Annotated in this window: 24 protein-coding genes; 19 read left to right on the top strand and 5 right to left on the bottom strand. The window is 37.4% G+C overall.

Annotated features, from left to right (window positions below):
- Nucleotides 1–50: 50 nt before the first annotated feature.
- Nucleotides 51–806, bottom strand: a complete 756-nt coding sequence (locus IGI52_RS08390; protein WP_016181851.1) for an exodeoxyribonuclease III — start codon at nucleotides 804–806, stop codon at nucleotides 51–53.
- Between the two features lie 160 nt (nucleotides 807–966).
- Here IGI52_RS08390 and IGI52_RS08385 point away from each other — a divergent pair, with 160 nt between their 5' ends.
- Together IGI52_RS08385 and murB are read left to right on the top strand one after the other, a co-directional pair.
- Nucleotides 967–1878: a Gfo/Idh/MocA family protein gene (locus tag IGI52_RS08385; RefSeq protein WP_438781033.1), complete on the top strand. Its 912-nt coding sequence runs from the start codon at nucleotides 967–969 to the stop codon at nucleotides 1876–1878.
- 85 nt (nucleotides 1879–1963) lie between these two features.
- Complete coding sequence (murB, locus tag IGI52_RS08380; protein WP_438781032.1) at nucleotides 1964–2869, top strand: UDP-N-acetylmuramate dehydrogenase; 906 nt, start codon at nucleotides 1964–1966, stop codon at nucleotides 2867–2869.
- A gap of 48 nt (nucleotides 2870–2917) precedes the next feature.
- On the opposite strand, the gene IGI52_RS08375 is transcribed toward murB, so the two are convergent.
- The 4 genes from IGI52_RS08375 to IGI52_RS08360 are packed head-to-tail and all read right to left on the bottom strand — an operon-like array spanning nucleotide 2918 to nucleotide 5798.
- The gene (locus IGI52_RS08375; RefSeq protein WP_049218711.1) at nucleotides 2918–3541 is read right to left on the bottom strand and encodes an ECF transporter S component; all 624 of its coding nucleotides are present in this window, start codon (nucleotides 3539–3541) and stop codon (nucleotides 2918–2920) included.
- A gap of 3 nt (nucleotides 3542–3544) precedes the next feature.
- Nucleotides 3545–4087 (bottom strand): phosphopantothenoylcysteine decarboxylase, encoded by a 543-nt coding sequence (coaC, locus tag IGI52_RS08370; protein ID WP_438781031.1) that lies wholly within the window; start codon nucleotides 4085–4087, stop codon nucleotides 3545–3547.
- Nucleotides 4084–4809 (bottom strand): phosphopantothenate--cysteine ligase, encoded by a 726-nt coding sequence (locus IGI52_RS08365; RefSeq protein ID WP_438781030.1) that lies wholly within the window; start codon nucleotides 4807–4809, stop codon nucleotides 4084–4086. Before IGI52_RS08365 ends, coaC begins: the two co-directional genes overlap by 4 nt.
- Complete coding sequence (locus IGI52_RS08360; RefSeq protein ID WP_438781029.1) at nucleotides 4806–5798, bottom strand: YhdH/YhfP family quinone oxidoreductase; 993 nt, start codon at nucleotides 5796–5798, stop codon at nucleotides 4806–4808. Before IGI52_RS08360 ends, IGI52_RS08365 begins: the two co-directional genes overlap by 4 nt.
- 213 nt (nucleotides 5799–6011) lie before the next feature.
- Here IGI52_RS08360 and IGI52_RS08355 point away from each other — a divergent pair, with 213 nt between their 5' ends.
- The 17 genes from IGI52_RS08355 to IGI52_RS08275 all read left to right on the top strand — a co-directional run bounded on the left by IGI52_RS08355 (nucleotide 6012) and on the right by IGI52_RS08275 (nucleotide 24858).
- On the top strand, nucleotides 6012–6554 hold the full coding sequence (locus tag IGI52_RS08355; protein WP_049218705.1) for a helix-turn-helix domain-containing protein: 543 nt from the start codon (nucleotides 6012–6014) through the stop codon (nucleotides 6552–6554).
- 16 nt (nucleotides 6555–6570) lie between these two features.
- Nucleotides 6571–7659: an ABC transporter ATP-binding protein gene (locus IGI52_RS08350; protein ID WP_049218702.1), complete on the top strand. Its 1089-nt coding sequence runs from the start codon at nucleotides 6571–6573 to the stop codon at nucleotides 7657–7659.
- Between the two features lie 12 nt (nucleotides 7660–7671).
- A complete protein-coding gene (locus tag IGI52_RS08345) occupies nucleotides 7672–8481 on the top strand; it encodes an ABC transporter permease (protein WP_438781028.1) in 810 nt (269 codons plus the stop codon).
- The gene (locus tag IGI52_RS08340; RefSeq protein ID WP_016181861.1) at nucleotides 8478–9323 is read left to right on the top strand and encodes an ABC transporter permease; all 846 of its coding nucleotides are present in this window, start codon (nucleotides 8478–8480) and stop codon (nucleotides 9321–9323) included. Before IGI52_RS08345 ends, IGI52_RS08340 begins: the two co-directional genes overlap by 4 nt.
- A complete protein-coding gene (locus IGI52_RS08335; RefSeq protein ID WP_438781027.1) occupies nucleotides 9320–10390 on the top strand; it encodes an ABC transporter substrate-binding protein in 1071 nt (356 codons plus the stop codon). Before IGI52_RS08340 ends, IGI52_RS08335 begins: the two co-directional genes overlap by 4 nt.
- A gap of 478 nt (nucleotides 10391–10868) precedes the next feature.
- Complete coding sequence (gene ecbA / locus IGI52_RS08330; RefSeq protein WP_438781026.1) at nucleotides 10869–14168, top strand: MSCRAMM family collagen-binding adhesin EcbA; 3300 nt, start codon at nucleotides 10869–10871, stop codon at nucleotides 14166–14168.
- Between the two features lie 197 nt (nucleotides 14169–14365).
- Nucleotides 14366–14728, top strand: a complete 363-nt coding sequence (locus tag IGI52_RS08325) for a hypothetical protein (RefSeq protein ID WP_438781025.1) — start codon at nucleotides 14366–14368, stop codon at nucleotides 14726–14728.
- A 13-nt stretch (nucleotides 14729–14741) separates the two neighbouring features.
- The gene (locus IGI52_RS08320; RefSeq protein ID WP_438781024.1) at nucleotides 14742–15056 is read left to right on the top strand and encodes a YdcP family protein; all 315 of its coding nucleotides are present in this window, start codon (nucleotides 14742–14744) and stop codon (nucleotides 15054–15056) included.
- Between the two features lie 20 nt (nucleotides 15057–15076).
- Nucleotides 15077–15439 carry a YdcP family protein gene (locus tag IGI52_RS08315; RefSeq protein ID WP_438781022.1) on the top strand — a complete coding sequence of 121 codons (363 nt, stop codon included), beginning with the start codon at nucleotides 15077–15079 and terminating at the stop codon, nucleotides 15437–15439.
- 157 nt (nucleotides 15440–15596) lie between these two features.
- Nucleotides 15597–16976, top strand: coding sequence for an FtsK/SpoIIIE domain-containing protein (locus tag IGI52_RS08310; protein ID WP_438782240.1), 1380 nt, complete (start codon nucleotides 15597–15599; stop codon nucleotides 16974–16976).
- Nucleotides 16977–16987: 11 nt separating this feature from the next.
- Nucleotides 16988–18202 carry a DNA cytosine methyltransferase gene (locus IGI52_RS08305; RefSeq protein WP_438782239.1) on the top strand — a complete coding sequence of 405 codons (1215 nt, stop codon included), beginning with the start codon at nucleotides 16988–16990 and terminating at the stop codon, nucleotides 18200–18202.
- Nucleotides 18203–18223: 21 nt separating this feature from the next.
- Nucleotides 18224–18505, top strand: coding sequence for a hypothetical protein (locus IGI52_RS08300; RefSeq protein WP_438781020.1), 282 nt, complete (start codon nucleotides 18224–18226; stop codon nucleotides 18503–18505).
- 191 nt (nucleotides 18506–18696) lie between these two features.
- Nucleotides 18697–21699, top strand: a complete 3003-nt coding sequence (locus IGI52_RS08295; RefSeq protein WP_438781019.1) for a DEAD/DEAH box helicase — start codon at nucleotides 18697–18699, stop codon at nucleotides 21697–21699.
- Nucleotides 21700–21940: 241 nt separating this feature from the next.
- Nucleotides 21941–23128: a replication initiation factor domain-containing protein gene (locus IGI52_RS08290; RefSeq protein WP_438781018.1), complete on the top strand. Its 1188-nt coding sequence runs from the start codon at nucleotides 21941–21943 to the stop codon at nucleotides 23126–23128.
- 640 nt (nucleotides 23129–23768) lie between these two features.
- Entirely contained in the window at nucleotides 23769–23990 is a 222-nt protein-coding gene (locus IGI52_RS08285; RefSeq protein ID WP_316403828.1) for a hypothetical protein, read from the top strand.
- Nucleotide 23991: 1 nt separating this feature from the next.
- Nucleotides 23992–24507, top strand: a complete 516-nt coding sequence (locus IGI52_RS08280; protein WP_438781016.1) for an antirestriction protein ArdA — start codon at nucleotides 23992–23994, stop codon at nucleotides 24505–24507.
- 48 nt (nucleotides 24508–24555) lie between these two features.
- Nucleotides 24556–24858, top strand: a complete 303-nt coding sequence (locus IGI52_RS08275) for a hypothetical protein (protein ID WP_438781015.1) — start codon at nucleotides 24556–24558, stop codon at nucleotides 24856–24858.
- The last annotated feature ends 10 nt before the right edge of the window (nucleotides 24859–24868 follow it).

The following is a 24868-nucleotide window of genomic DNA, read 5'->3' as shown; positions in this document are numbered from 1 at the left end:
AACATATTTCTTTCAGCGGCGAAAGGTTTGCGGCAAAAATTTCAAACATTTTAAAGATTGATATCCAATTCTACCGGGCAATGATCGCTGCCGAAAATCTCAGTGTGAATTTTAGCATCTTGCAGTTTTTCTTTTAAGTCATCAGAAACGACAAAGTAATCAATCCGCCATCCAGCGTTGTTTTTGCGGGCATTGAAGCGATAGCTCCACCAAGAGTAGATGCCCTCTTGATCTGGATAGAAATGACGGAAGGTATCAATATAGCCGTTCTCTAATAAGATACTGAATTTTTCTCGTTCTTGCGGCGTAAACCCAGCGTTTTTTTGATTGGTTTTCCAATTTTTTAAGTCAATGTTTTCGTGAGCGACATTTAAATCACCGCAGAAGATGACTGGTTTCTTTTCTTTCAGCGCATTCAGATAGTTTAGGAAGGCTTCTTCCCACGTCATACGGTAATCTAAGCGCTTCAATTCATTTTGCGAATTAGGTGTGTAGCAGGTAATCACATAATATTCAGGGTATTCCAGCGTGATGACGCGACCTTCTTGATCGTGCTCATCAAGCCCAAGACCATAAGTAACGTTTAGTGGTTCGTATTTTGTAAAAATAGCGGTACCCGAGTAGCCCTTTTTCTCTGCATAATTCCAATATTCATAATAGCCAGGCAGATCCATTTCGATTTGACCAGCTTGCAGTTTGGTTTCCTGCAGACAGAAAAAATCGGCGTCTAATTCATTAAAGACGTCCATAAAATTCTTTTTCATCACAGCTCGTAAGCCATTGACGTTCCAAGAAATAAATTTCAATGTTCATTCCTCCATACTAAATCTTGTGATTTACTCATGGACTCATTGTAACGAAAAAAAGTCAGAAAGCAAAGGGTGCCAGATCGGCAAACCATAATTTTGTAGATAAGAAATATCTAATGAGATGTAAAAAAATTATAGCGAAGAAGGAGAATGATAAATGAAAATCGGAGTTATCGGCATTGGAGGAATCGCCCAAAAAGCCTATTTACCAACCTATGCTAAAATGCGCAAGGAGGCGTCATTCATTTTCGCGACGCGTAACGATGAAACAAGGGATAAGATTTCTCGCGAATACAATTTTGTCAATACGGTTGCAACGATTGATGAACTGTTGGCTGAGAAAATCGACGCCTGTTTCATCCATGTTGCTACAAAGGTCCATTTTGAGATCGCTAAGCAATGTCTAGAGGTGGGGGTCTCAGTATTTATCGATAAGCCTGTTAGTGAAAATTTGCAAGAGGTGCGTGAATTGCAGGAGCTGGCAAAGTCAAACAAGCTGTTGTTTATGGTGGGCTTTAACCGGCGTTTTGCTCCAATGGTGGAACAGCTCAAACAGCTTCCGCAAAAGCATGTCATTCATTTGGAAAAGAATGAACCGAATCATGCGATGAATACACAATATGGTATCTATGACTTATTCATTCATTTAGTAGATACCGCTGTTTATTTGCTGGATGATGAAATCATGACGGTGCATTCAAAAATTCGTGAAGAAAAAGGGAAAATGACCTATGCACAACTGCTGCTTTCAACGGCTACAACAGAAGTTATCCTGTCGATGGATCTGATGAGTGGAGGGAAAATGGAGCGTTACCAAGTCAGTTCACCTGAACAAACGAATATTTTAAATCAATTGACCGATTTGACGATCAAAAAGGGAACAGTGGAAGAAGTTCAACGATTCGGGGATTGGACGACCACGTTAGAAAAACGCGGATTTGAGCAGCTAGTTATCCGTTTTATTGCCGCATTAAAAGGTGAGGCTGTTGATTTGCGTCAGAAAAATGTTTTGTTAAGTCATGAGTTGTGTGAAAAAATGCTGCAGCAGCATATTCGTCATCAACTATAAGGGGTGGTAAGTTTTTTTCTCGCGTGCTAAAATAGCAAAGATGTTTGAAAAATTTACCCGTAATGAACGAGAAAGGCTTATCAAAGTGAAAATTACTGAATTATCGAGCGCATTACCAAACGTGAAAGTCCTTTTGGATGAACCTTTAATGAATTATACCTTTACAAAAACTGGCGGACCTGTGGACGCTCTAGCATTTCCAAAAGACAATGAAGAAGTGAAAGCATTAGTTGATTACTGTCGATCAAATGACATTCCCTGGATCGTTTTAGGCAATGCCAGCAATCTAATTGTCCGTGACGGCGGTATTCGCGGATTAGTGATCATGCTGACGGATATGACAACGATCCGTGCTGAAGAAGATACGATTACTGCTCAGGCTGGTGCTAAGTTAATCGACACAACATACGTTGCGTTGGATCATTCGTTGACCGGATTCGAATTTGCTTGTGGTATTCCCGGGAGTATTGGTGGAGCGGTCTTCATGAATGCTGGTGCATATGATGGGCAGCTGGAAGATGTTTTTGAATCAGTGGATGTATTATTAGCTGATGGTACATTTGAAACGTGGTATAAGGATCAAATGAATTTCTCTTACCGTCACTCAGCGATTCAAGATCAACCAGCGATTGTTTTGAGTGCTACCTTTAAATTAACACCGGGTGACTACGACCAAATCGAAAAACGGATGAAGGAACTTACAGAATTGCGTGAATTGAAGCAGCCGTTGGAGTACCCTTCATGCGGAAGTGTCTTCAAACGCCCAGTCGGTCATTTCACTGGAAAATTAATTCAGGATGCCGGCTTGCAGGGATTAGTCTGGGGCGGCGCGCAAATCTCTGAAAAGCACGCTGGTTTTATTGTTAATATCAACAATGCGACAGCGACTGACTACATTGAGTTGATCGCTCATATCCAAAAGACAATCAAAGAAAAATTTGATGTGAGCCTAGAAACAGAAGTCCGAATTCTAGGTGAAGAACCGAAATAATAAAAATGCTTGGAAGAAAACCGTGATGGCTTTCTTTCAAGCATTTTTCTATTTTTTCATTAAGCGCAATAGAACGGCACAAATGGCCATCGTTGCGATACCGGCAACAGCTGCTTCAACTAAGCCGCTACCAAAGATAATTCCTAGAATGACACTATAGACGGTATCTGCTGTGACCTGCAAAACATTTGCGTAGCTGTCTTTAAAGAAGAAAAAGATTAGGTTCATCACTAAAATCGTATTCGTCATTGAGCCTGCTAAACCAGCGATAAACAAGCTGACTGGCCGTGCCTTTTGCTTCATTAGGGCATGCAGTCCTTTGTAAACGAAGTAGGGCACCACACCAATTAAAATACGTGGAATAATTGCTACGATAATTGCGCGCCAATCACCTTGATTCGTTAATGGATTGGCGATAAATGGTGAGAAGACAAAAGACATCGGTGTGATAACGATCGTTGCTCTTGCTAAACTAATCACCCCAAAGACAGCTCCCAAACCAGCACCAATGCGAGGGCCTAATACAATCGAAGCAATAATCACAGGGATGTGCATGGTCGTTGCATTGATAGGTCCAATTGGGATAAATCCCAATGGTGTGACCGCTAAAATGATCATGATAGCTAAAAACATCGCGGTCAAAGTAAAACTTTTAACATTTTTCTCTTTCATTTGTTACTCCTTCAATTTTGAATTTACGATATGCACAATTTCAGCAATATCTGCCAAGGCACCGCGACCATAATCGCCGCAGGCAAGCAAGGCTTCTCGAGGTTTAATTTCTTGATAACCAACTTCTTTTAGCGTTGCCAAATTTCGTTGGACAATCGGATTTTGATACATATAAGTATTCATAGCTGGCGCGATAACTTTTGGTGTATCCGGCAGCAATGCTAAAGCTACGGTTGATAGTAAATCATCAGCGATGCCGTTGGCTAATTTACCGATAATATTTGCTGAAGCAGGGGCAACCAGAAAGAGATCGGCTGCCTTAGCCAAAGCAATATGATTGATCAATGCGGCATCGGGTTCATCCATCACATCCAGGTGAACAAGACGATGCGACAAGGATTGGATCGTTAAGGGCGTGATGAATTCCGTACTGCTCTTGGTCATCACAACATCTAAGTTATAGCCCAGTTTAGTCAGTTGATTGGTAATGTCGGCTGCTTTGTAGGCAGAGATACTGCCGCTGACTCCTAGTAAGATGGTTTTCATTTTGCTTCCTCCAGTTTCATGACCTCTTTTTTGATCAGTTCGGCAATTTCAGTTTTTGTCTGTGCTTCTTTGACTTTATGCTGTTTATTGATCAGATAACCATGATGTTTTTCACCACGAATTTCCGCTAAATCATTTGCCAAGATAAAATCAGCTTGATTTTTTTCAAGGCTGGCTTTCGCTACATTTAATAATTCAATCATCGGCACGTCAACTAATAATTTAAAGCCAACCAAAATCGTTTGCGGCTGCAATTTTTTGATCAAAGAAATGATTTTTGGTGTTTTCTTCAGAACAACGACTAAATGATCGGTATCGGAAGAGATTTTTTTCTCTGTGCGCTCATTGGCGACTTCCACTAAGGCTTTTGGTAAGTCTACTGGTTTTGCTGCCATTACTGCTTCAAGGTCTTCAAGAGTGACCGAACTTTCTGGTGTGAAATCACTGACCGCCATACTATGAATGACTGCATCATAGGTATTTTTTGTCATTAAATCCTTCAATATTTTTTCAAGGTCTGCGGTAGAGTCAATCAAATGATGATGAATCATTTTTCCTTCAGGTTTTACCGCGTGACGTGTAGTAATCATATCAATGGTCACATCATCTTTCGCAAAGCTTTCCGCGATCGCTTTGCCCAGCTTACCGCTGGAATGATTCGTTATCGCACGGACATCATCGATTTTTTCTGAAGTACCGCCTGAAGTTATTAGAATTCTCACTGGTTTGTTCCCCCTAAAGCAACGATTGTACGTCCTACATGCTTTCCTTCTAACAGGGCATTCGCCGTTTCCAATACTTGCTCTAATTCAATTTGCTGGACTTGGAAATGATCAGACAAAGCCCATTCATTCGCCATTTTTTTCCAAAGCTTTTGGCGTTGCTCCATCGAAGCTTCGACTGAATCGATGCCTAATAAGTTAACACCTCGTAAAATAAAAGGCAAGACAGTTGTACTCAGTTTGATGCCGCCAGCATTTCCGCATAAAGCAACACTTCCGCCATAGTTAATAAAAGGCAGAACCTGAGCAAGCGTATCGCCGCCGACCGTATCAATGACAAAATCAAAGAGCTGCTTATTCAACGGACGGGCTTTTTCTGGAAACAGTTCAGCAGGAGAGAGAACAGCGGTTGCTCCTAGCTGCTGCAAGTAATCCTGTTGATCCTCTTTTCGACTTAACGCAGTGATTTCTTTACAGCCGATTTGTTTTAGGAAATGTAGAGCAAATCCGCCAACACCGCCAGTCGCTCCAGTAACCAAAACGCGACTTTCACCGTTCAATCCGTGGGTTTGCAACGCATCAACAGCGAGTGCAGCCGTAAATCCAGCTGTACCAAAGATCATCGCCTGTTTTGCAGACAAGCCTTCAGGCAGGTGAACGACCCATGAAGCCGGAACAACCTGTACATCGCTTAAGCCACCATCGTGCTTGACACCTAGGCCGAAGCCTGTGACTAATACTTCGTCACCAGATTGGAACTTTTTATCCTTACTTTCAATAATGGTACCCGCTAAATCAATGCCCGGCGTCATCGGATACTCCCGCAGCACACCAGTATTGGGCCTAGTCGCTAAGGCGTCCTTATAATTGATACCAGAATAATTCACCTTAACTAATACTTCATTCTCTTTTATTTCAGGTTTAGTAAAGCTTTCAATCTCTGTGTGAAGGGTTTCATCATTGATTACACGTAAACGGCGATAAGTCATTAGTAGTTAACCTCCCTGTACTTAAAAAAATAGTTACTATTATCTTAGCGGAAATGAAAGAAAAAGCAAATTTATTTTCTCGTTAGTTTCCATTAAAATCGTGAAAGAATTTCATTCAGATCGCTTGATTTTTAGGAAAAAGTTCGTATACTGGAATGGTGCTATTAAACAAGAAGTTTACTATTAGCAAACAAGGAATGGAGGACTGAGAGTATGGAGATTGGTGAGAAGCTGCGAAATCTTAGAATCCAAAAAAATTTAACGCAAGAAGAGTTAGGTGAACGAACCGATTTGTCCAAGGGATACATCTCTCAGTTGGAACGTGACCTAAGTTCTCCTTCTATGGAGACTTTTTTTGATATTTTAGAAGTTCTAGGTGTGACACCAGCTGAATTTTTCAAGCAAAAGACCGGTGATCAGAAAATCGTTTATAAGGATGAAGACACTACTTTTTACAGTGATGAGGAACACGGTTATCATATAAAATGGCTGATTCCTGAATCGAATGAGAAGGAAATGGAACCCATTTTGTTAACGTTGGACAAAGAGGGGCAATATAAACAGTTTACGCCTTCGTTGTCTGAAACGTTTATCTATGTACTAAAAGGCAAGGTGGCGTTGCAATTTGGCGAAACCTTATATGAGGCGGAAAAAGGCGAGAGTATCTATTACGAAGCGAGTAAACCGCATCGGCTGCAAAACCAAGCGAATGGAGTCAGCAAAGTGCTGATCGTCGCTACAGAATCTTATTTATAGAAAAGGACGTGAAGTCATGGCAAATACAATTATTTCTTTTAAAGACGTGAGCAAACAATACGACGATGACGATCCGGTATTGAAGAAAATAAATTTTGATATTGAAGAGGGACGCTTTTATACCTTATTAGGACCTTCTGGCTGCGGAAAAACAACGATTTTAAGAATTATCGCCGGTTTCACAGACGTTAGTGAAGGCGATATTTTTTTTGAGGGAAAACGAATGAATGATATTCCGGCTAATAAACGTCAGGTCAACACAGTCTTTCAAGATTATGCCTTGTTTCCTCATATGAATGTTTTTGATAATGTTGCTTTTGGTTTAAAAATCAAGAAGCTATCAAAAAAAGAGATTGAGAAAAAAGTTTTAGAGGCATTAAAGCTGGTTCAGCTACCAGGTTATGAAAATCGGGAAATCACCGAAATGTCTGGTGGTCAACGTCAGCGGGTGGCGATTGCGCGGGCGATTGTTAACGAACCGAAGATTTTATTATTGGATGAACCCTTGTCAGCTTTGGATTTGAAATTACGAACCGATATGCAATATGAATTACGTGCCTTGCAAAAACGTTTAGGCATTACGTTTATCTTTGTGACTCATGATCAAGAAGAGGCTTTGGCTATGAGTGATGAGATTTTTGTGATGAATAAGGGTAAGATCGTACAAAGCGGTACACCGGTTGATATTTATGATGAACCAATTAATCATTTTGTCGCGGATTTTGTTGGGGAAAGTAATATTGTCGCTGGTGAAATGGTGGAAGATAATCTAGTCAAATTTGTCGGCAAAACCTTTGAATGTGTCGATGGCGGGATGCGTCCTAATGAACCAGTGGAGGTTGTTTTGCGTCCAGAAGACTTGACATTAACCACACCTGAACAGGGCAAACTGGTTGTGACAGTTGATACGCAGCTGTTCCGTGGGGTTCATTACGAAATGAACTGTATTGATGCGGACGGAAACGAATGGATGGTTCATTCGACGAAGAAAGCTAAAAAAGGCAGCAAAGTTGGACTGTATTTTGAACCTGAGGACATTCACGTCATGCGTTTTAACGAAAGTGAAGAAGACTTCGAAGCTCGCTTGGAAAGCTATGAAGATTAGGGAGGGATCACTATGAAAAATATGCGTCGTTTATATTCCATCCCTTACTTTTTTTGGCTGCTATTTTTTGTCATTGCGCCGGTGATTTTGATCGTCTATCAGTCTTTCTTTGATATGAACGGCAATTTTACGTTAACCAATTATCACACGTACTTAACCTCAAAAACCTATTTGATGATGACCGTCAATTCCGTACTATTTGCGTTTTTGATTACGTTGATGACGCTGTTAATCAGTTATCCAACGGCGTACTTTTTATCGAAATTGAAGCATCGCCAATTATTACTGCTGCTGGTTGTCTTGCCGACATGGATTAATTTGTTGCTGAAGGCGTATGCCTTTATCGGTATTTTTAGTGCGAACGGTTCGGTCAATGACTTCTTGAGTTTTATCGGGCTCGGACAGAAGCAGCTGCTATTCACGGATTTTAGTTTCATGTTTGTGGCGGCGTATATCGAACTGCCGTTTATGATCATGCCGATTTTCAATGCATTGGAGGAAATCAATCCTTCTTTGATCAGTGCTAGTCGCGATCTAGGAGCAAATAACTTTGATACATTTCGTCGGGTAATTTTCCCGCTTTCCTTGAATGGCGTAAAAAGCGGTGTTCAGGCTGTCTTTATCCCTTCGCTCTCACTCTTCATGCTGACGCGCTTAATCGGTGGAAACCGCGTGATCACGCTAGGTACAGCAATCGAAGAACATTTCTTGGTGACGCAGAATTGGGGCATGGGGTCTACGATCGGTGTGATTCTGATCGTGGCTATGTTTATTGTAATGATGCTAACCGGTGAAAAACGTAAGGGAGGTCGGGTGAAATGAGAAGAAGAAAATTTTCCTGGTCCACTGTTTATTTGATTTTTGTGTTTATTCTATTGTACATTCCGATCTTCTATTTGATTTTTTATTCCTTTAATCAGGGCGGCAATATGAGCACCTTTACTGGGTTTACTTGGGAACATTATCAAAGTCTGTTTTCAGATAGTCGCTTGATTAGTATTGTCGTTCAGACCTTTGTGCTGGCATTTTTGTCCGCATTGTTGGCGACGATTATTGGGACTTTCGGTGCGATGGGGATTTATTATACACGTAAGCGAAATTCAAGAAATGTCCTATTGGGGCTGAATAACATCTTGATGGTTTCACCGGATGTTATTATTGGTGCCAGCTTTCTGATTCTCTTTACGATGCTTGGTGGGGTTTTGAAGAATTTCCAATTAGGCTTTGTCAGTGTGCTGCTTTCTCATATCGCCTTTAGTATTCCCATCGTTGTTTTAATGGTGTTACCGAAGCTGAAGGAAATGAATGATTCCATGATCGATGCGGCGCGAGATTTAGGAGCGAACAATTTTCAAGTGTTATCCAATATTATATTGCCGTTTTTGACACCGGGAATTATTGCGGGATATTTTATGGCCTTCACCTATTCATTGGATGATTTTGCTGTGACCTTCTTTGTTACCGGAAATGGCTTTACGACACTTTCAGTCGAAATTTATTCACGGGCTCGACAAGGGATCAGTTTAGAAATCAACGCCTTATCGACCCTCGTCTTTATTTTCTCTCTGCTGTTAGTCGTGGGTTATTACTTTATTAGTCGCGATACTTCGAAAAAAGCACGGAAACGCAAACGCGATTTTGAGGAGGTGGCAATACTGAAATGAGAAAATTACAATCACTTTTTATCGGTGTCGTCGCCATCATTCTCTTACTGACATTTTTGGTAGTTCGTCTAAACCATTCGTCTAATGCTAGTTCAAAAGTTTTGAACATTTATAATTGGGGCGATTATATCGATCCCGATTTGTTGAAACAATTTGAAAAGGAATACGGCTATAAGGTCAATTACGAAACATTTGATTCAAATGAAGCCATGGAAGCCAAAATCAAACAAGGCGGAACAGCCTATGACATTGCGATTCCTAGTGAATACATGATTCAAAAAATGAAAAAAGAGAAATTACTACTGCCATTGGACCATTCAAAAATTCATGGCTTAGAAAATATTGATCAACGTTTTTTAGATTTGGATTTCGATCGAGACAATAAATACTCGATTCCGTATTTCTGGGGGACCTTAGGAATTGTCTATAATGATAAATTTGTTTCAGGAGACAAAATCAAACACTGGAATGATCTATGGCGCCCAGAATTGAAGAACAATATCATGCTAATCGATGGTGCTCGAGAGGTTATGGGCTTGTCCTTAACCACCTTAGGCTATTCCATCAATAGCAAGGACATGACACAGCTGAATCAAGCCATCAAAAAATTAAGCAGCTTGACGCCTAATGTCAAAGCGATCGTTGCTGACGAGATTAAAATGTATATGGCCAATGAAGAAAGTGCAGTCGCGGTGACCTTTTCTGGGGAAGCAGCGGATATGATGTCGGAAAACGAGCATCTCCATTACGTGATTCCACCTGAAGGTTCAAATCTGTGGTTTGATAATATCGTGATTCCAAAGACCTCCAAAAATCAAGAAGGCGCCTATGATTTTATCAACTTTATGCTGAAACCAGAGTCAGCCAAGCCAAACGCAGAATATATCGGTTATTCAACACCGAATAAAAAGGCATTGGCGATGCTGCCAAAAAGTATTTCTGGTGACAAGCAATTTTATCCAGACGATGAGACCATTAGTCATTTGGAGGTTTATAAAGATTTAGGTCCAGAATATTTGGGAATCTATAATGATTTGTATTTGGAGTTTAAGATGTATCGTAAATAGCGTGAAAACTCAGTAAAAATGGCGTTAAATCAACTACAAAAAAGAGGAATAAGCGGCCTTTTTTACTATCTGTTTTCCAATTTTCTACCACGAAAGGCAAAATAAAGCGTTTTCACGACTTTTTCTACCACAGTTTTCTACCAGAGAAAAAATCGCTGTAACCGTTGGGAATAAAGGGCTAGAGGGACTTTTGATTGTTAAGTTTTTTTCTTTGAAAATATCTGATTTCTTTTTTGTGATCTACAGAAACGCGTAAATACAGTGTTTTAAAGGAGAAAAAAGTACAGTTAGCTACTAACGAAAAACTAAAAATCGAATATTCTTTATGAGTACATTCAATAAAAAGAATGTACTCTTTTTGTTTTTACGATTAGATATTTAGCTGGCTGATTCAAACTAAATAAAAAAATGATAGTAAAAATTAGAAGCCAAACACATCGTAAATCAGTAGCAATAAAAATTGAGGAAAGGACAAAAAATGAAAAAAACAAAAAAACATAATTTACGAATAGGAATGATCGCATTTATGGTTATTCAATTATTCGCTTCATTAGTTTTACCAACGATTGCTCAAGCTAACATTAATCATCCTGAACAGGTATCGGTTGAATATGATACGAGTGTGAACTATAGGATGCGCGGCAAAAAAGCAAATGGTGAAAGTTTTGAAACAATCTCGTCTCCCTTGTTTGCTGTATCGGGAGGAAGTCGTACCCCATTATTTTGTATCGAACCAGGAGTTCCTATTTATGGACCTTCTAGTGTAGGTTTTGTTAAGAATCCGCTCCCGAACATGTCACAAAAGGCTAAACTTATTGCTGCATTATGGAGTGAGGCTGGTAATAATTCAGATACGAGAATGGCAGCTCAAACGATGATCTGGAACGAAGTCAACAATTACTCAATCACAGAGAGTACGAACTTGACTACTAATACTGCGATTGATTTAACAGGAATTCAAAATAAAATCAATCAAGTGATTTCTGATTATCAGAAGAAACCTAGTTTTGACAAAACTTCTATGAACATTGATCTTGGAAAATCCTTAACTTTAAACGATCAGAATAATAGTAATTTAGCTAGCTTTGACCGCTTGGTGAAAAACACTGCAAATGTAGAGTACAAAATTAATGGTAATCAGTTGATTATCACTCCTAATGAAGGATCTAAAACGAGTGGGGAGTTAGTTTTTGAGAAGTCTACTCATGCAGGAACTCCAGTAGCTTATAAAAAAGCAGGAGAACAAACCGTTATGGCTGGAGCAATTGATCAAACGAATCAGTTTACGGTTAAAATCAATGTAGAAAAAAATGGGAAAGTAAAAATTGTTAAACGAGACAAAGAATCAGGGAATTTAGTTCCTGGCACAACCTTTAGTCTCGACTTCCAAGGAACTCGACCAAATGGGGAATTAACGACAGGAAAAGATGGTACTGGCACTTTTTCAGATATTCCGCATGGTACGACAGTAATCATTAAGGAAAAATCTGTTCCTGCTCCGTATGTCATTGATGAGAATCCATTAAAAGCAGTTATCAAAGCTGGTGAAACAATTGAAGTAACATCAAGAAATTTTCGTGCTAAAGGACAGATTTTATTGGATAAAACTGGTCAGGAAACGAACACTTCATTTTGGAATGATCATTATTCTTTGGCTGGGAACCACTTCGATATTCGTAAAGACGCATTAGATGGACCTATTATCCAATCAATTGTTACTGATGAAAAAGGTCATGCTGAAACGTCAAAATCTAATGATAATGCACTAGAGCTCGGGACATACTATGTTGTCGAGAGTAAAGCCAGCAGTGGCTTTGTGAGTACATTCAAACCCCAAAAAGTGGAATTGAATTACAAGAATCAAACGGTGTCATTGATAGTCGAGTCGTTGAAAGGAACTAATCAAGAAATCACTGGTGAGTCTACTTTGACAAAAGTTGATAAGGATACTCATAAGGAAACGCAAGGGTCAGCAGTTTTCGAAGGAGCTGAATATACTCTATTCTACGGTGAAAATATCTCTGATCATAAATTAGGTGATCCAGTGAAATGGGATGCTTCTTTCAAACCAGTTCTATTAAAAGGAAGATTATCTGATAATCCAGTTGAAAAAGATGCGGTTTCACTCGTGATTGATGAAAATCGTCAAGTAGGACTGAAACATCTCGCTGTTGGAAAATATTTTTGGAAAGAGACAAGAGCACCTATAGGCTATACGGAAGATCAAACCAAGTATCAATTTGAAATCAAGAAAAAGGATGATGCTCCAGCAAATTCAGTGGTTATTGAAAATGTTGAAGCTAAAGAACAAGTCATCCGTTTTGGATTTGATTTCTTCAAGTTTGCCAATTCTAGTAATGGTTCAGCAAGCGCTGGATTCAATGATTTAGAGTTTAAGTTAACGCCATTAGATGGAACAAAAGAAATCACTGGTGCTGAAGATACGGTTAAAACTCAGTATCACGAGGGATTAGGTTTTGACGGTTACGGGAAATTTGAGAATATTCCTATCGGTGATTATTTGTTTGAAGAAATTGATGCGCCAAAAGGGTTCCAAAAAATCGAGCCACTCGAAATCCGTAGTCGTTTGGAAGAAAACAAGGAAGACTATAAACAAAGCCAATATATTTTCACTATGACAGAAGTAAATCAAAAGGAACCAATCAAGATTGTAAAGATCCCTTATGAAAAACTAACGAATCAAGCCTTCTCTGTCAGCTTGAACCGCTTAATGCTCTATGACTTACCAGTTGAAAAGAACCAGTTAACTTCATTAGCTACTTGGATCAATGAAGAGAAGGTGTTAATGGATTTCTCTAAAGGGAGAATAGTAGATACTGTAAGCTACAAGTTGAACCAAATAAAAAATGATTGGTATTTAGTTTCGCAAGTAGTGGATGTAGAGCAAACTAAGGCGGCATTGGAAAAAGATAGCAATGCAAAACCAATTATTTTAGAAGAGATAGTCACAACTCAAAAGAATAAGACGAAAAGTGGAGCATGGGAAGTTGAACAAAAGCTTGATCCAATAAAAGCTAATGGAAAAACCTTAGTTTTGTTCAATTCTTTATATGAAGATGAAGCAGCCTTTAAGAATGGGGAAGATCCTGTGGCTGTTGATGACAATCTGGAAAACCAAGCACAAACGTTAAAAGTAAAAATTGATAATATGGTGAAAATCAAAACCAAGGCTCACCTGGAAGAAGAGGGGCAAACATTTACTCATGGTGATGTATTGGCTATGTATGATGATGTTGAAATCACTCATAGTGAAATTGATGGAACACAGGAAGTATTTGAAACAATCTTAGTGGCAATTTTTCCGAATGGAGAAACCGAAGAGGTTTGGAAATCTGGATTTATTGATTATGTAGTGAATGATGAGAAGTTCACTAAAACTATCGTTACAGAAAAAGTTGATACTGGAAAATATCCTAAAGGTACCCTATTCACTTTCAAGGAAATCAATTACGACAAAGATAAGGAAGTGAATGCTACACACAACGAAGACCTAGATGAAAAGAGTCAGACTTTATATCCCATTGAAAAAGAAGAGCCAGAAGTACCAATGGAATCATCAGAGACAAAAGAATCAAGCTCTTCCGAGACTTCTGAGGATGTATCCTCTTCATTACCTACTCCTACACCAACAGTAGAAACAGGTAAAAATCTTCCGCAAACTGGTGAGAAAATGAAGTCAGTATTTATAATCATTGGTTTAATTTTGATTTCTGTAGTCGGGACAATCTTTTTTCTTCGCAAGACTTCAAAGGAATAAGGGAGGATTATTTTGATAAAAAACAATTCAAAGAATGAACATATGAAATTTTCGGTTTTGATGCCGCTAACCCTAATCTTCATGATACTTTCTGGAGTATTATTTTGGATCAAAAAGTAGAAGATCGGTTTAGTGTTTTGTACGGCACAGAAGAATAGCAAAGCAAATTGTTTAAATATCTTTGTCGGAGGAATCTGATGACTAGGTTATACGAAATCCGGTTTATCGATGATAAAAGAATACAACTAGAACTATTTGAGATTCTTGATCGCACTGTTGATATTCTAAGTATTGTGCGAAAAAGCCTACTAGTTTCCGCTTACCACACTGAAGATCGTAGAAAACTCATCAATAAAGTTTTTAAGGAAAGTAATGTTGTTCACGTACACAAAAAAGACTTATTGTGGGCCTGCTTCTCTCCAGACCAAACTAGTAGGAAGCAACATATTTTCAGAAGTTTCATAATTAAACAAATAGAATACAGGGAAAACAGATTTATATTAACCGTTGATTTTACTTATGAGAAATCAAGACGGTGGTTAGAGTTGAAAGAAAAATAAGCGAGGTAAAAAAATGGATTTAAAACAAATCATTCCAAACATGGAAAAAACATTCGGTATTTTGGAGTTCGCAGGAGAGGCGTCTGTTGAAACTCGTCGTGAAGATGGCAGAATGAAAGTTATCTCTCGAACGTATCACCTTTACTCCTCTGTTCAGAAAGCGGATCAAGTGATGGTTACACTCCCAGCGATTGCGGGTGAAATCGACTTAGAGTATGAAACGCAAGTGAAGTTGGTTGATCCTAAGCTTTCCGCGGTTGGTTATTCAATTGGTGATAGTGGATTTACCAATTATGTTCTAACTGCAGATACCATTACTAAAGCCTAAAGAAGGGAAGATAAAAAAGAATGAGATTAGCAGAAGGAATTGTAGTAGATAATGAAAAGACATTCGGTATTTTAAAATTCTCAGCGTTGCGGCGAGAAGTATTTATTACCGGAGATGATGGTGAGGTAACAGAACAAGTAAAAGAGAGAACCTATGACTTGAAGAGTTCAGGTCAACAACAAATGATTCAAGTAAGTGTTCCTGCTAGTGTTGATTTAAAAGAGTTTTCTTATAATGAAGAAGTTACTTTAGTTGATCCAGTGGTTGATACAGTAGCAAATGCGACATTCCGAGGAGCGGATGTAGATTGGTATATCAAATGTGCGGATATCATCCCTGCTAGAAAAGTGAATCAAGAACGAGGTCAGAAAGAAAAACAATAATGGGTTTGAAATCACTGTATGAGCAAGAGAGAATCAAATTTGCTCTAGGAAATGCAAGTAGAGATAAGACTAGTCAGGCTTTCTCAGTAAAAGCACACTACTTTTTTGGGTTGAATCGATGATCAGTATATTTCAACGATTCAATCCCTTTAATTACGTGAAGTTCCGAGGAAAGAAGATTCGACCAAAAGATAACCATTTGGTATTCCAAACGTATATGAGTCTCAGTATCCCCATTTTCATTTTGATTATGGGGATTTTTTTACGAAAAGACCTCCTTGCATTTCCTGATTATTCAGGAAGCCTTCTAGAAAAGTTGAACCAAACATTTGGAAAAATAGAAATAGGAACTTGTCTAATCATGCTGATGATTTCGGTACTCGTGTGTTTGACAGTTGATTATGTCATCTTTGTGTCTTTCCCAGATTGGCATAGACAGTTGTTACATCGACAAAAGATCACACAAATGATTTTGCAAAATCATTGGTACGAAATTGAGTCAGTGAGTAAAGAGAGTTTCTTTAAAGATTTATCTTCCAATCGCAATGTTGATAAGATTACCTATTTTCCTAAAATTTATTATCGAATGAAAAATGGCTATCTGACTATTTCTGTAGAGATTTCATTGAATAGTTACCAAGATCAGCTTCTGCATTTAGAAAAGAAATTGGAGAGCGGCTTGTTTTGTGAGTTAGTAGAAAAAGAGTTAGAGGATTCATTTGTCGTGTATACACTGCTCTACGATACGATTTCTAATCGAATAAGTATTGATGATGTAAGAGCTGAAAATGGGCAACTGCGATTGATGAAAGACGTGTATTGGAGTTACGATCAGTTACCGCATATGTTGATTGCAGGAGGAACCGGTGGCGGGAAATCCTATTTTATTTTGACTCTAATTGAGACATTACTTCAAACAAATGCTGAGCTATATATATTGGACCCGAAAAATTCAGATTTAGCTGACTTAGCACAAATATTGCCAAATGTTTATTATCGAAAAGATGAGATGATTCAGTGTTTAAATATGTTCTATGAACAAATGCTGGAACGGACAGAAACGATGAAACAGATGGATGGCTATAAAACAGGAGAGAACTATGCCTATTTAGGACTTGAGCCACATTTTTTGATCTTTGATGAGTATGTGGCGTTTATGGATATGATCGGACGCGAAAGCGGAGAAGTAATGAATAAGATCAAACAAATCGTTATGCTAGGTCGACAAATGGGATTCTTTATTATTCTTTCTTGTCAAAGACCAGACGCGAAATATTTAGGTGATGGAATTCGTGATCAGTTTATGTTTCGTGTAGCGCTTGGTCGAATGAGTGAGCTAGGATTCGGGATGATGTTCGGTGAGACGGATAAAGATTTTTTTCAAAAGAGAATTCGTGGAAGAGGATATGTTGATTCTGGGAACAGTGTAATTAGTGAGTTTTATACGCCATTGGTCTCAAAAGATCATGATTTCATTTTGACGATAGGAAATATTTTTCAGAAACGGAATAGTGAAATTGAACTAAAAGAAGAATAGGAGAGAAGATTATACGATTTATTGATTTATTTGCTGGTGTCGGGGGATTTCGTTTCGGGATGGAGAGGGCTGGACATACTTGTGTAGGTTTTGTTGAGTGGGATAAATACGCAAGAAAAAGCTATGAAGCAATTCATCAAGTGAAGAACGAGTGGACACGACATGACATCACTCATATAACAAATGAAGAATGGAAGGAGTTACGTGGAAAAGTTGACATTATTTGTGGAGGATTCCCTTGCCAAGCTTTCAGTGTCGCCGGCAAACGTCGAGGCTTTGAGGACACTAGAGGAACAATGTTCTTCGAAATTGCCAGAGCGGCCAAACAAATCCAACCTCGGTTTTTATTTCTTGAAAATGTCAAAGGGCTACTCAGTCACGACAAAGGGAATACTTTTAGAACAATCCTCGCCGCGCTTGATGAACTGGGGTATGATGCGGAATGGTGTGTATGTAACAATAAGTGGTTTGGAATTCCGCAAAACCGAGAGCGTACCTTCATTATCGCAAGTCTTAGAGGATACGGTCGATCAGAAGTATTTCCTGTCGAAAGAAAAGACCGAGCAACTACTTCGAACAATATAAAGAGAATCAATGATGCTGAGAAGACTAAAGAAATTGCTGGGTTTGATAATCCAAATCGTTTTTATGATATCGCAGGAATTTCACCAACGATTACTACTCGAGAAGAACCCAAAATCATGGTCGCTGGAAATGTGAACCCAAGTGAACGAGGAATGGGTGGTAAAGTTTATTATAGTGAAGGGTTAAGTCCAACTTTAACAAGCGGAAATGGTGAAGGTCCAAAAGTATTGCTATCGAAAAACAATCTCGAAAAATTGAATAGAAATCAAAATGTAAAGGCGGTTCTTTCTGAAACAGGAGAACGGTCTCTTTTTATTCGAGAAGCAACGAAGAAAGGCTTTAGTGAAGCTAAGCCTGGGGATAGTGTCAATTTAGCTTTCCCAACTTCACAAAATAGGCGTGGTCGTGTTGGTAAACAAATTTCTAATACAATCGTAACAGGTGATTCCCAAGGAATTGTGACTGATGAACTTCGAATACGAAAACTAACACCGAAAGAATGTTGGAGATTGCAGAGCTTTCCTGATTGGGCTTATGAAAGAGCAGCTAAAGTAGTGTCATCTTATCAATTGTATAAACAAGCTGGAAATAGCGTAGCACAAGAAGTCGTATATCAAATCGCGTTACATGCATTCAATTAAAAAGAGGAGGAGAAACTACGCATGGGTTACGAGGAATTAATTGGCATTCTTTATGATATGGCGAAAGAAACCGATGATGAAGTGTTACAAGAGAGGTTATACGATCTAGGGTGGACTGTAAAAAAATGTGGAATTCGTGATGAAAGTGAAGATCCAGACGAAGAGATTCATTTTGCTGATTTACTGAAACGATTGGGTTCTATTGCTGATCAGGCAGAGAACCGATCAGATAAGATTGCAGTAACTGATTTGAAAAATACATTGTCTTCTAATGGGATTGATGGATACTTTGGTAATTTTTGATGAATAATAAAATTCATATTGAAAGTTTCGATTCAAGATTAACGTGAAAATAGAAATTCAATGAAAGTTTCGATTTTAGACAATTCCTCAATAACATTTCAATTGTAAACCAGATCATTTTCAAACTTTATTTGTGAGTGATTAAGAAACATGCTAAAGTAAAATAAAACGTTTACAAACGAGGTGTTATTTTGTTGAAGATCGGAAAAAATGAATTAATTTTTACCAACGATGAAAAGGGAAAACCTATTCCGTATAAGGTAATTTCAGACTCATGGAAAAAAAGTTATAGAGAAAAAAAGGAAATTCCTAATGAAGCAAAAGGACTTAGAATTCCGCAATATGGAGCACTTAATGCTATTCGAGCCCACTGGACTACAGGAAATGAAATTGCTACTGTTGTCATGCCTACTGGAACTGGGAAAACAGAGACCATGTTTTCAACTATTGTATCCGAGTCCATAGAAAAGACTTTAATTGTCGTGCCGTCAAATATGCTTAGAAAACAAATCTATGATAAAGCTACACATCTTGGAATACTCCGTAAACTCAATATGTTAGATGATGAAGCACTTATGCCTAACACTTCTATTCTAGCATCAACTCCTAAAAACATGGAGGACCTAACACAAATTGTATCAGAGGCTAATATCATAGTAACATCTATGACACTTTTAGCTCGATTTCAAGACGCATACAAACAATATTTATCTACAATATGTGATGTACTAATTATTGATGAAGCTCATCATATAGCTGCATCAACTTGGTCTAGTGTCAGAAGCTTTTTTAAAGAGAAGAGGATATTACAGTTCACTGCGACGCCTTTTAGAAACGATGGAAAGAAAATTGATGGAAAGATTATTTATAATTTTCCATTGAGATATGCACAAAAACAAGGATATTTTAAAGAGATTGAGTTTTACCCTATTGAAGAATTCAATGATCAATTGGGAGATGAAAAAATTGCAGATAAATCCATTCAATTATTAGAGAATGATATTGAAGACGGAAAAGAGCATATTCTTTTGGTTCGTGCGGGTACCATTGATCGTGCAAAAGAATTATTTGAGAATATTTATCAAAAAAAATATCCTCAGTACAATCCGGTACTAATTGTGAGTTCAGGAATGGGTGAAACAAAAAAGAGAAAGAATCTTGAGCTTTTGTCAGAACTAAAGTCTAGAATTGTTGTGTGTGTAAATATGTTTGGTGAAGGAATTGATATGCCAAGGTTAAAAATTGCTGCTATTCATGATAAATACAAATCATTACCAATTACATTACAATTTATCGGCAGATTCGCCAGAGAAGCCGATGAATTAGGTAATGCAAAAATTGTGACCAATATCGCCGATGAAAATTTGTTTTCCGCTATTGAAGATTTGTATCAAAAAGATGCTGATTGGAACAACTTACTTTCTGTAAAATCTGATGATTACATCATGGATGAATTAAGGCAAAAACAATTGATCGAAGAATTTATGGGTCCAGAATCTGATGAAATTGATTTGAGCCTATTAAGATTGAAAATTAGTACACTAAATTATAGCTATAGTGGTGAAAAATGGTTTCCAGAAAATTGGCCTCAAGTTTTGGAAGAAGAAAACACAAAATGTTTTATTAATGACTCTCAAAAAGTTTTGGTGATTGTTGAGAAAAACTATGATGTTGTGAACTGGACAACTCAACAAAATATTTCAGAATTGAACTGGAATCTTTATGTTTTTTACTGGTACCAAGAAAAAAATATTGTGTTTTGTAATTTCAATGAAAAAAGGAAGGGAATAAAACTGGTAGAAAAAATTTTCCCAGAAGCGACTTTAATTAATGGAGAAAACATTTTTAGATGTTTGGCCGGAATAAATCAATTGATGTTGGGAACAGTTGGACTAAAATCTTCTCTTAATGGACCTATACGATATAGGATGTTTGCTGGCATGGATATTGCTGAAGGAATTAGTCAATCTACTCAAACAACTTCAATAAAGTCCAATGTGTTCGGAACAGGGTATAACGGAAAAGGAAGGGTGAGCATTGGATGTTCTTATAAGGGGAAAATTTGGTCAAGATGGGTAGAAAGTATTGATTACTGGATGAAATGGTGTGAGGATATCATCGGGAAAGTTCAGGATGAGGATATTGATACTAGTGAAATTCTAAAAAATGTATTGAAACCTGTTGTGGTAACGTCGCTTCCGAAGAATTCAGTAGCATATAGGATAGATTTTCCTGATGAAATAGAGTTTGATACTCAAAATAATATTAAGGTATTTACTGATAACCAAAAAAATAGTAGCTCACTGTATGAATGTGAGCTCATCTTAGATGTAAATGAAATAAACGATGAGATACTGTTCTCTTTTGTAGGAAATGATATTAAGCAGACATTTTCTTTTAGTGTTGATACAGATGGCTTTAAAATAAAACACGTAAGTGGTGACAGATTATTTATTGAGAAGAATCGTCGTACTGAATCATTATTGAATTTTTTCAAAGCTAATCCCCCTGTTTTTAGAGTTTTAAGTGACTTTAGATATAGTATTATTGAGGGAAATGTTTGGATTGATTTAAAAAATCAACATATTCGACAATTCGATTCGAATAAAATAACGGCTTTAGATTGGGAAAATAAAAGGGTTGATATTACTGTTGAATCTCAAACTCAGAATAAAAAGAAAAATTCCATTCAGTACTCAATGATCGAACAATTGAGGAAAGACGAAGAATATGAAGTGATATTTGACGATGATAATTCGGGGGAAATTGCTGATATTATTGCTATAAAGGTTATTGAAAAAAAGGTATACTTCGAATTATTCCATTGTAAATTCTCACATGGAGATAAACCTGGTAGTAGAGTAAAAGATCTATATGAAGTATGCGGACAAGCAGAAAAATCTGTTCATTGGATTGGTAACTCAAATGAGATGATTAATAGGATGAAAAAAAGAGAGCATATCAGAATAGGAAAACAACAAGTATCCAGATTTGAAAAAGGGGAAATTAGCAAACTTAAAGAGATACAAAATCGTATTAGAAGTGGCTATGAACCCGTTTTAGAGATTACTATTGTTCAACCTGGATTATCAAAAATGAGAATTACCGATGATATGTTATCGATTTTATCAGGAACAGAAACCTATCTACTTAATACCTATGGTGTTAATCTATCTGTAATTTCTAGCAAGTAATAATAAGCAACAGCCGGCAAACGCGCCTCAGCGCGGGTGACGAGCTGTTAGCTTTCTTTTAGGGACGCGCTTGCGCGGCCCTAAAAGTGGAAACCCCCAGTATCTAACTAGGGGGGTAGTAAATACCAAATCTATAACTGAATAATCTCTTAGAAGCTTGACTTATCAAGCTTTATCTTAGAAATAAAAGTGTGAAGTAGACATTAAATACTTCACACTTTTTTTATTATGGAGGGATGGATTGAGATTTGAAGAGTTATTGATAGACAAGAGAAAAGAGTATGGGATTTCCCAGCGTAAATTGGCTCTTTCCAGTGGATACTCCAGAGAATACATCAGCAAAATTGAACATGGCAAAGAACGGCCATCTGATAAAGCGATAAAGAAAATATTGGACTCACTAGAACAATTGAACCCTAACAAAGAATTGGAACTTGTTTTTGATTATGTGCGGCTTCGATTTGAGACTCACGATGTCAATCATGTGATTGAAGATATCTTGAAAATAAAAATGAAGTACATGCTTTACGAAGATTATGCTTTCTATGGCTACATTGCGAAATACGTATTTAGTCATATACAAGTAATGATCTCATCGGAAGAAGATGAGAAAGGAACACTGATAGAACTAAAAGGACAAGGTTGTCGAGAGTTTGAGAGTTTATTGCTGGCTCAAGGACGTAGCTGGTTCGATTTCTTCATGTTGTGCGAAAAGGAAAAAGTATTTTACAAACGGATAGATTTGGCGATTAATGACAAAGTTGGGATTTTATCAATTCCATATTTAGCAGATAAATGCAAAAGAAGAGAGTTATCTTCTAAATTTCGTTCTTTCCAAGAATTAGGTTCAGGAGCATTCGCAGAAGAATCCGAGGATCAATTTGTTGGAACAACGCTTTATCTCGGTTCTTTGAAAAGCGATATCTACTTCTGTTTTTACGAAAAGAATATCGAACAGTTAATTAAGCGCGGAGTTCCTATAGAGGAAGCAGAAGTAAAGAACCGTTACGAAATACGTTTGAAAAATGATCGAGCTTATCATACAATTCAAGATCTTTTAATTTATCGTGACGTCGAACGGACTGTATTTAATATTATTCACACCTATATTGTCTTTTTAAAAGTTGGGAATACGAAGCGTAAAGCGAAATGGAAGATTGACGAATCATGGGGAAATTTCATAGGTAAAAATAGAGAAAAACTGAAATTGACTATGGAACCCAAGCCGATGGAATTGAGCCGTACTTTGTTATGGCTGCGAAGACAAGTTGCGCCGACTTTGAAAATGTTGCTGATGATTGATCAAGAGAACCATACCAATAAAATCAATGATCTGCTCAATGATACAAATTTAACGGAGAAACACGAAAAAATAATTGAACAACATACCGCAATGCTGCAAGAAATACTCATGAGAGAAGTTGATTGAGGTTCTATTACAAAGTATTAAAACAGAGAACTATCCTTATTTGTTTAATATTTATCTTTACAGAAATTATCTAGTCGGAATAGAGGAAGACCCAACATTTTTACAATTATTTGAAATGAGTAAATATGGTGGAAGTTCAACAGACTATTTTGATTGGCGGTTAAAACATATTAGTTTTGGTTCACTTTTAGATGTTTATGGATTCCCTTTGAAAAAGGACCATAAACAATTTCGAAAATATCGTAGCCATTTATTGCATGCGGAGAGAGATTTTAAAATAAAACGTAGACGATGGAGGAATCGACTTAGAAAGTAATTTAACTAGAAGGATTAGGAGAAGCGGTTTCCTTTGTGGTATTGAACAATTTGTTTATTACCGAACGATTGGGAAGTACACAACTTTATATTTGGAAGGGGTAAAAGAGGATTTAACAAACGAAGCAGTTTATAGTTTCTATAAAATAAAGAGTTTGCCAAATGGAAAAAGTTTTATAAAAGTTTACTGCGATCGAGTACCGCTGAGAGTTGCTATAAAAAGAGTAGAGTCATTTGCTTTGTATTTAGAACTTCATCAAGACAGTGCGGGTCGTTGGTTTATATAAGAATTATACTTTACTAATTATGGAAGAAGGAATTTAGGATGAATTTTGGACAAAATCTCTTCAATTGGTTTACCAGTAATGCCCAGTCCTTAGTTTTATTGGCTATTGCGGTAATAGGCGTTTATCTAGGCTTTAAACGTGAATTTTCAAAATTGATTGGATTTCTGATTGTTGCAGCGATCGCTGTTGGATTAGTATTCAACACAGCTGGAGTGAAAGATGTTTTACTGCGAATTTTCAACACAGTAATTGGTGGGTAGCATGACTATTGCTGTCGATGATATGCAGGTCTATATTGCAAATCTTGGGAAATATAATGAAGGAGAACTATTAGGAGCATGGTTCTCCTTTCCTATTGATTTTGAAGAAGTGAAAGAAAAAATAGGGTTGAATGGTGAATATGAAGAATACGCCATTCATGATTATGAGTTACCGTTTGATATCAAGGAATATTCCTCGATTCTTTGGCTCAATCGAATCTATGAGGAACTCCAAGAAATTGAAGCAGAGTCGATTTATGATGAGATGAATGAAATCATTCGTATGTGGTTTAATGATATCGAAGATTTTCTGGAGCACAAAGAAGAGATTATTTGTTACTCAGATTGTGAGTCAATGGAAGATGTAGCAGAGTATTATATCGAGGAAACAGGAATACTAAGATCGTTACCTGAAAATCTACGATATTACTTTGACTATTCTCAATTAGGTCGAGATATGGAAATAGAGGGAAATTATTTAGTCACTTCCCATGGCGTATTTGAGTATATAGGTTAGTAATTTGGGCAAATCTCTTTCTGATTTGCCCTTTTTTGGAGGGAAAAAATGTACATTTATGAAATCAAAAATTTTGAACGATTAGAGAATGAGATTGACAATATGCTGTCTTTTCCATTGCTGAAAGAGAAAATCAAAGAAAAACTTTATCAACGAATTATTTCAGATGCGAAAGAGAATTGTGAAAATCTATCACCTGAACAATTATTCGATGAAAAAGAATATGGTGTTTGGTTCCATACAGTGAACTATCCAGAGTTACAAGAAAGGATTGCTCGTTATGACACCTTCGTGATTTATCGATGCTATCTGGATGATAACCGGGAAGTCATTCAAATCGTTTTAGAATAGTGGTGATTTA

This window comes from Enterococcus sp. DIV0187 (assembly GCF_051713785.1).
Lineage (GTDB): Bacteria > Bacillota > Bacilli > Lactobacillales > Enterococcaceae > Enterococcus_A > Enterococcus_A avium.
The sequence above is the reverse complement of the archived record's forward strand: the minus strand, read 5'-3'. Positions and strand labels throughout refer to the sequence as shown.

Bases quoted from the DNA above. Each gene is read 5' to 3' on its own strand.
- IGI52_RS08340 (WP_016181861.1), top strand. From the start codon at position 8,478: ATGAGAAGAAGAAAATTTTCCTGGTCCACTGTTTATTTGATTTTTGTG.
- IGI52_RS08325 (WP_438781025.1), top strand. From the start codon at position 14,366: ATGACTAGGTTATACGAAATCCGGTTTATCGATGATAAAAGAATACAA.
- IGI52_RS08335 (WP_438781027.1), top strand. From the start codon at position 9,320: ATGAGAAAATTACAATCACTTTTTATCGGTGTCGTCGCCATCATTCTC.
- IGI52_RS08280 (WP_438781016.1), top strand. From the start codon at position 23,992: ATGACTATTGCTGTCGATGATATGCAGGTCTATATTGCAAATCTTGGG.
- IGI52_RS08350 (WP_049218702.1), top strand. From the start codon at position 6,571: ATGGCAAATACAATTATTTCTTTTAAAGACGTGAGCAAACAATACGAC.
- IGI52_RS08345 (WP_438781028.1), top strand. From the start codon at position 7,672: ATGAAAAATATGCGTCGTTTATATTCCATCCCTTACTTTTTTTGGCTG.
- IGI52_RS08315 (WP_438781022.1), top strand. From the start codon at position 15,077: ATGAGATTAGCAGAAGGAATTGTAGTAGATAATGAAAAGACATTCGGT.
- IGI52_RS08300 (WP_438781020.1), top strand. From the start codon at position 18,224: ATGGGTTACGAGGAATTAATTGGCATTCTTTATGATATGGCGAAAGAA.
- IGI52_RS08375 (WP_049218711.1), bottom strand. From the start codon at position 3,541: ATGAAAGAGAAAAATGTTAAAAGTTTTACTTTGACCGCGATGTTTTTA.
- coaC (WP_438781031.1), bottom strand. From the start codon at position 4,087: ATGAAAACCATCTTACTAGGAGTCAGCGGCAGTATCTCTGCCTACAAA.
- ecbA (WP_438781026.1), top strand. From the start codon at position 10,869: ATGAAAAAAACAAAAAAACATAATTTACGAATAGGAATGATCGCATTT.
- IGI52_RS08360 (WP_438781029.1), bottom strand. From the start codon at position 5,798: ATGACTTATCGCCGTTTACGTGTAATCAATGATGAAACCCTTCACACA.
- IGI52_RS08355 (WP_049218705.1), top strand. From the start codon at position 6,012: ATGGAGATTGGTGAGAAGCTGCGAAATCTTAGAATCCAAAAAAATTTA.
- IGI52_RS08275 (WP_438781015.1), top strand. From the start codon at position 24,556: ATGTACATTTATGAAATCAAAAATTTTGAACGATTAGAGAATGAGATT.
- IGI52_RS08285 (WP_316403828.1), top strand. From the start codon at position 23,769: ATGAATTTTGGACAAAATCTCTTCAATTGGTTTACCAGTAATGCCCAG.
- IGI52_RS08385 (WP_438781033.1), top strand. From the start codon at position 967: ATGAAAATCGGAGTTATCGGCATTGGAGGAATCGCCCAAAAAGCCTAT.
- IGI52_RS08320 (WP_438781024.1), top strand. From the start codon at position 14,742: ATGGATTTAAAACAAATCATTCCAAACATGGAAAAAACATTCGGTATT.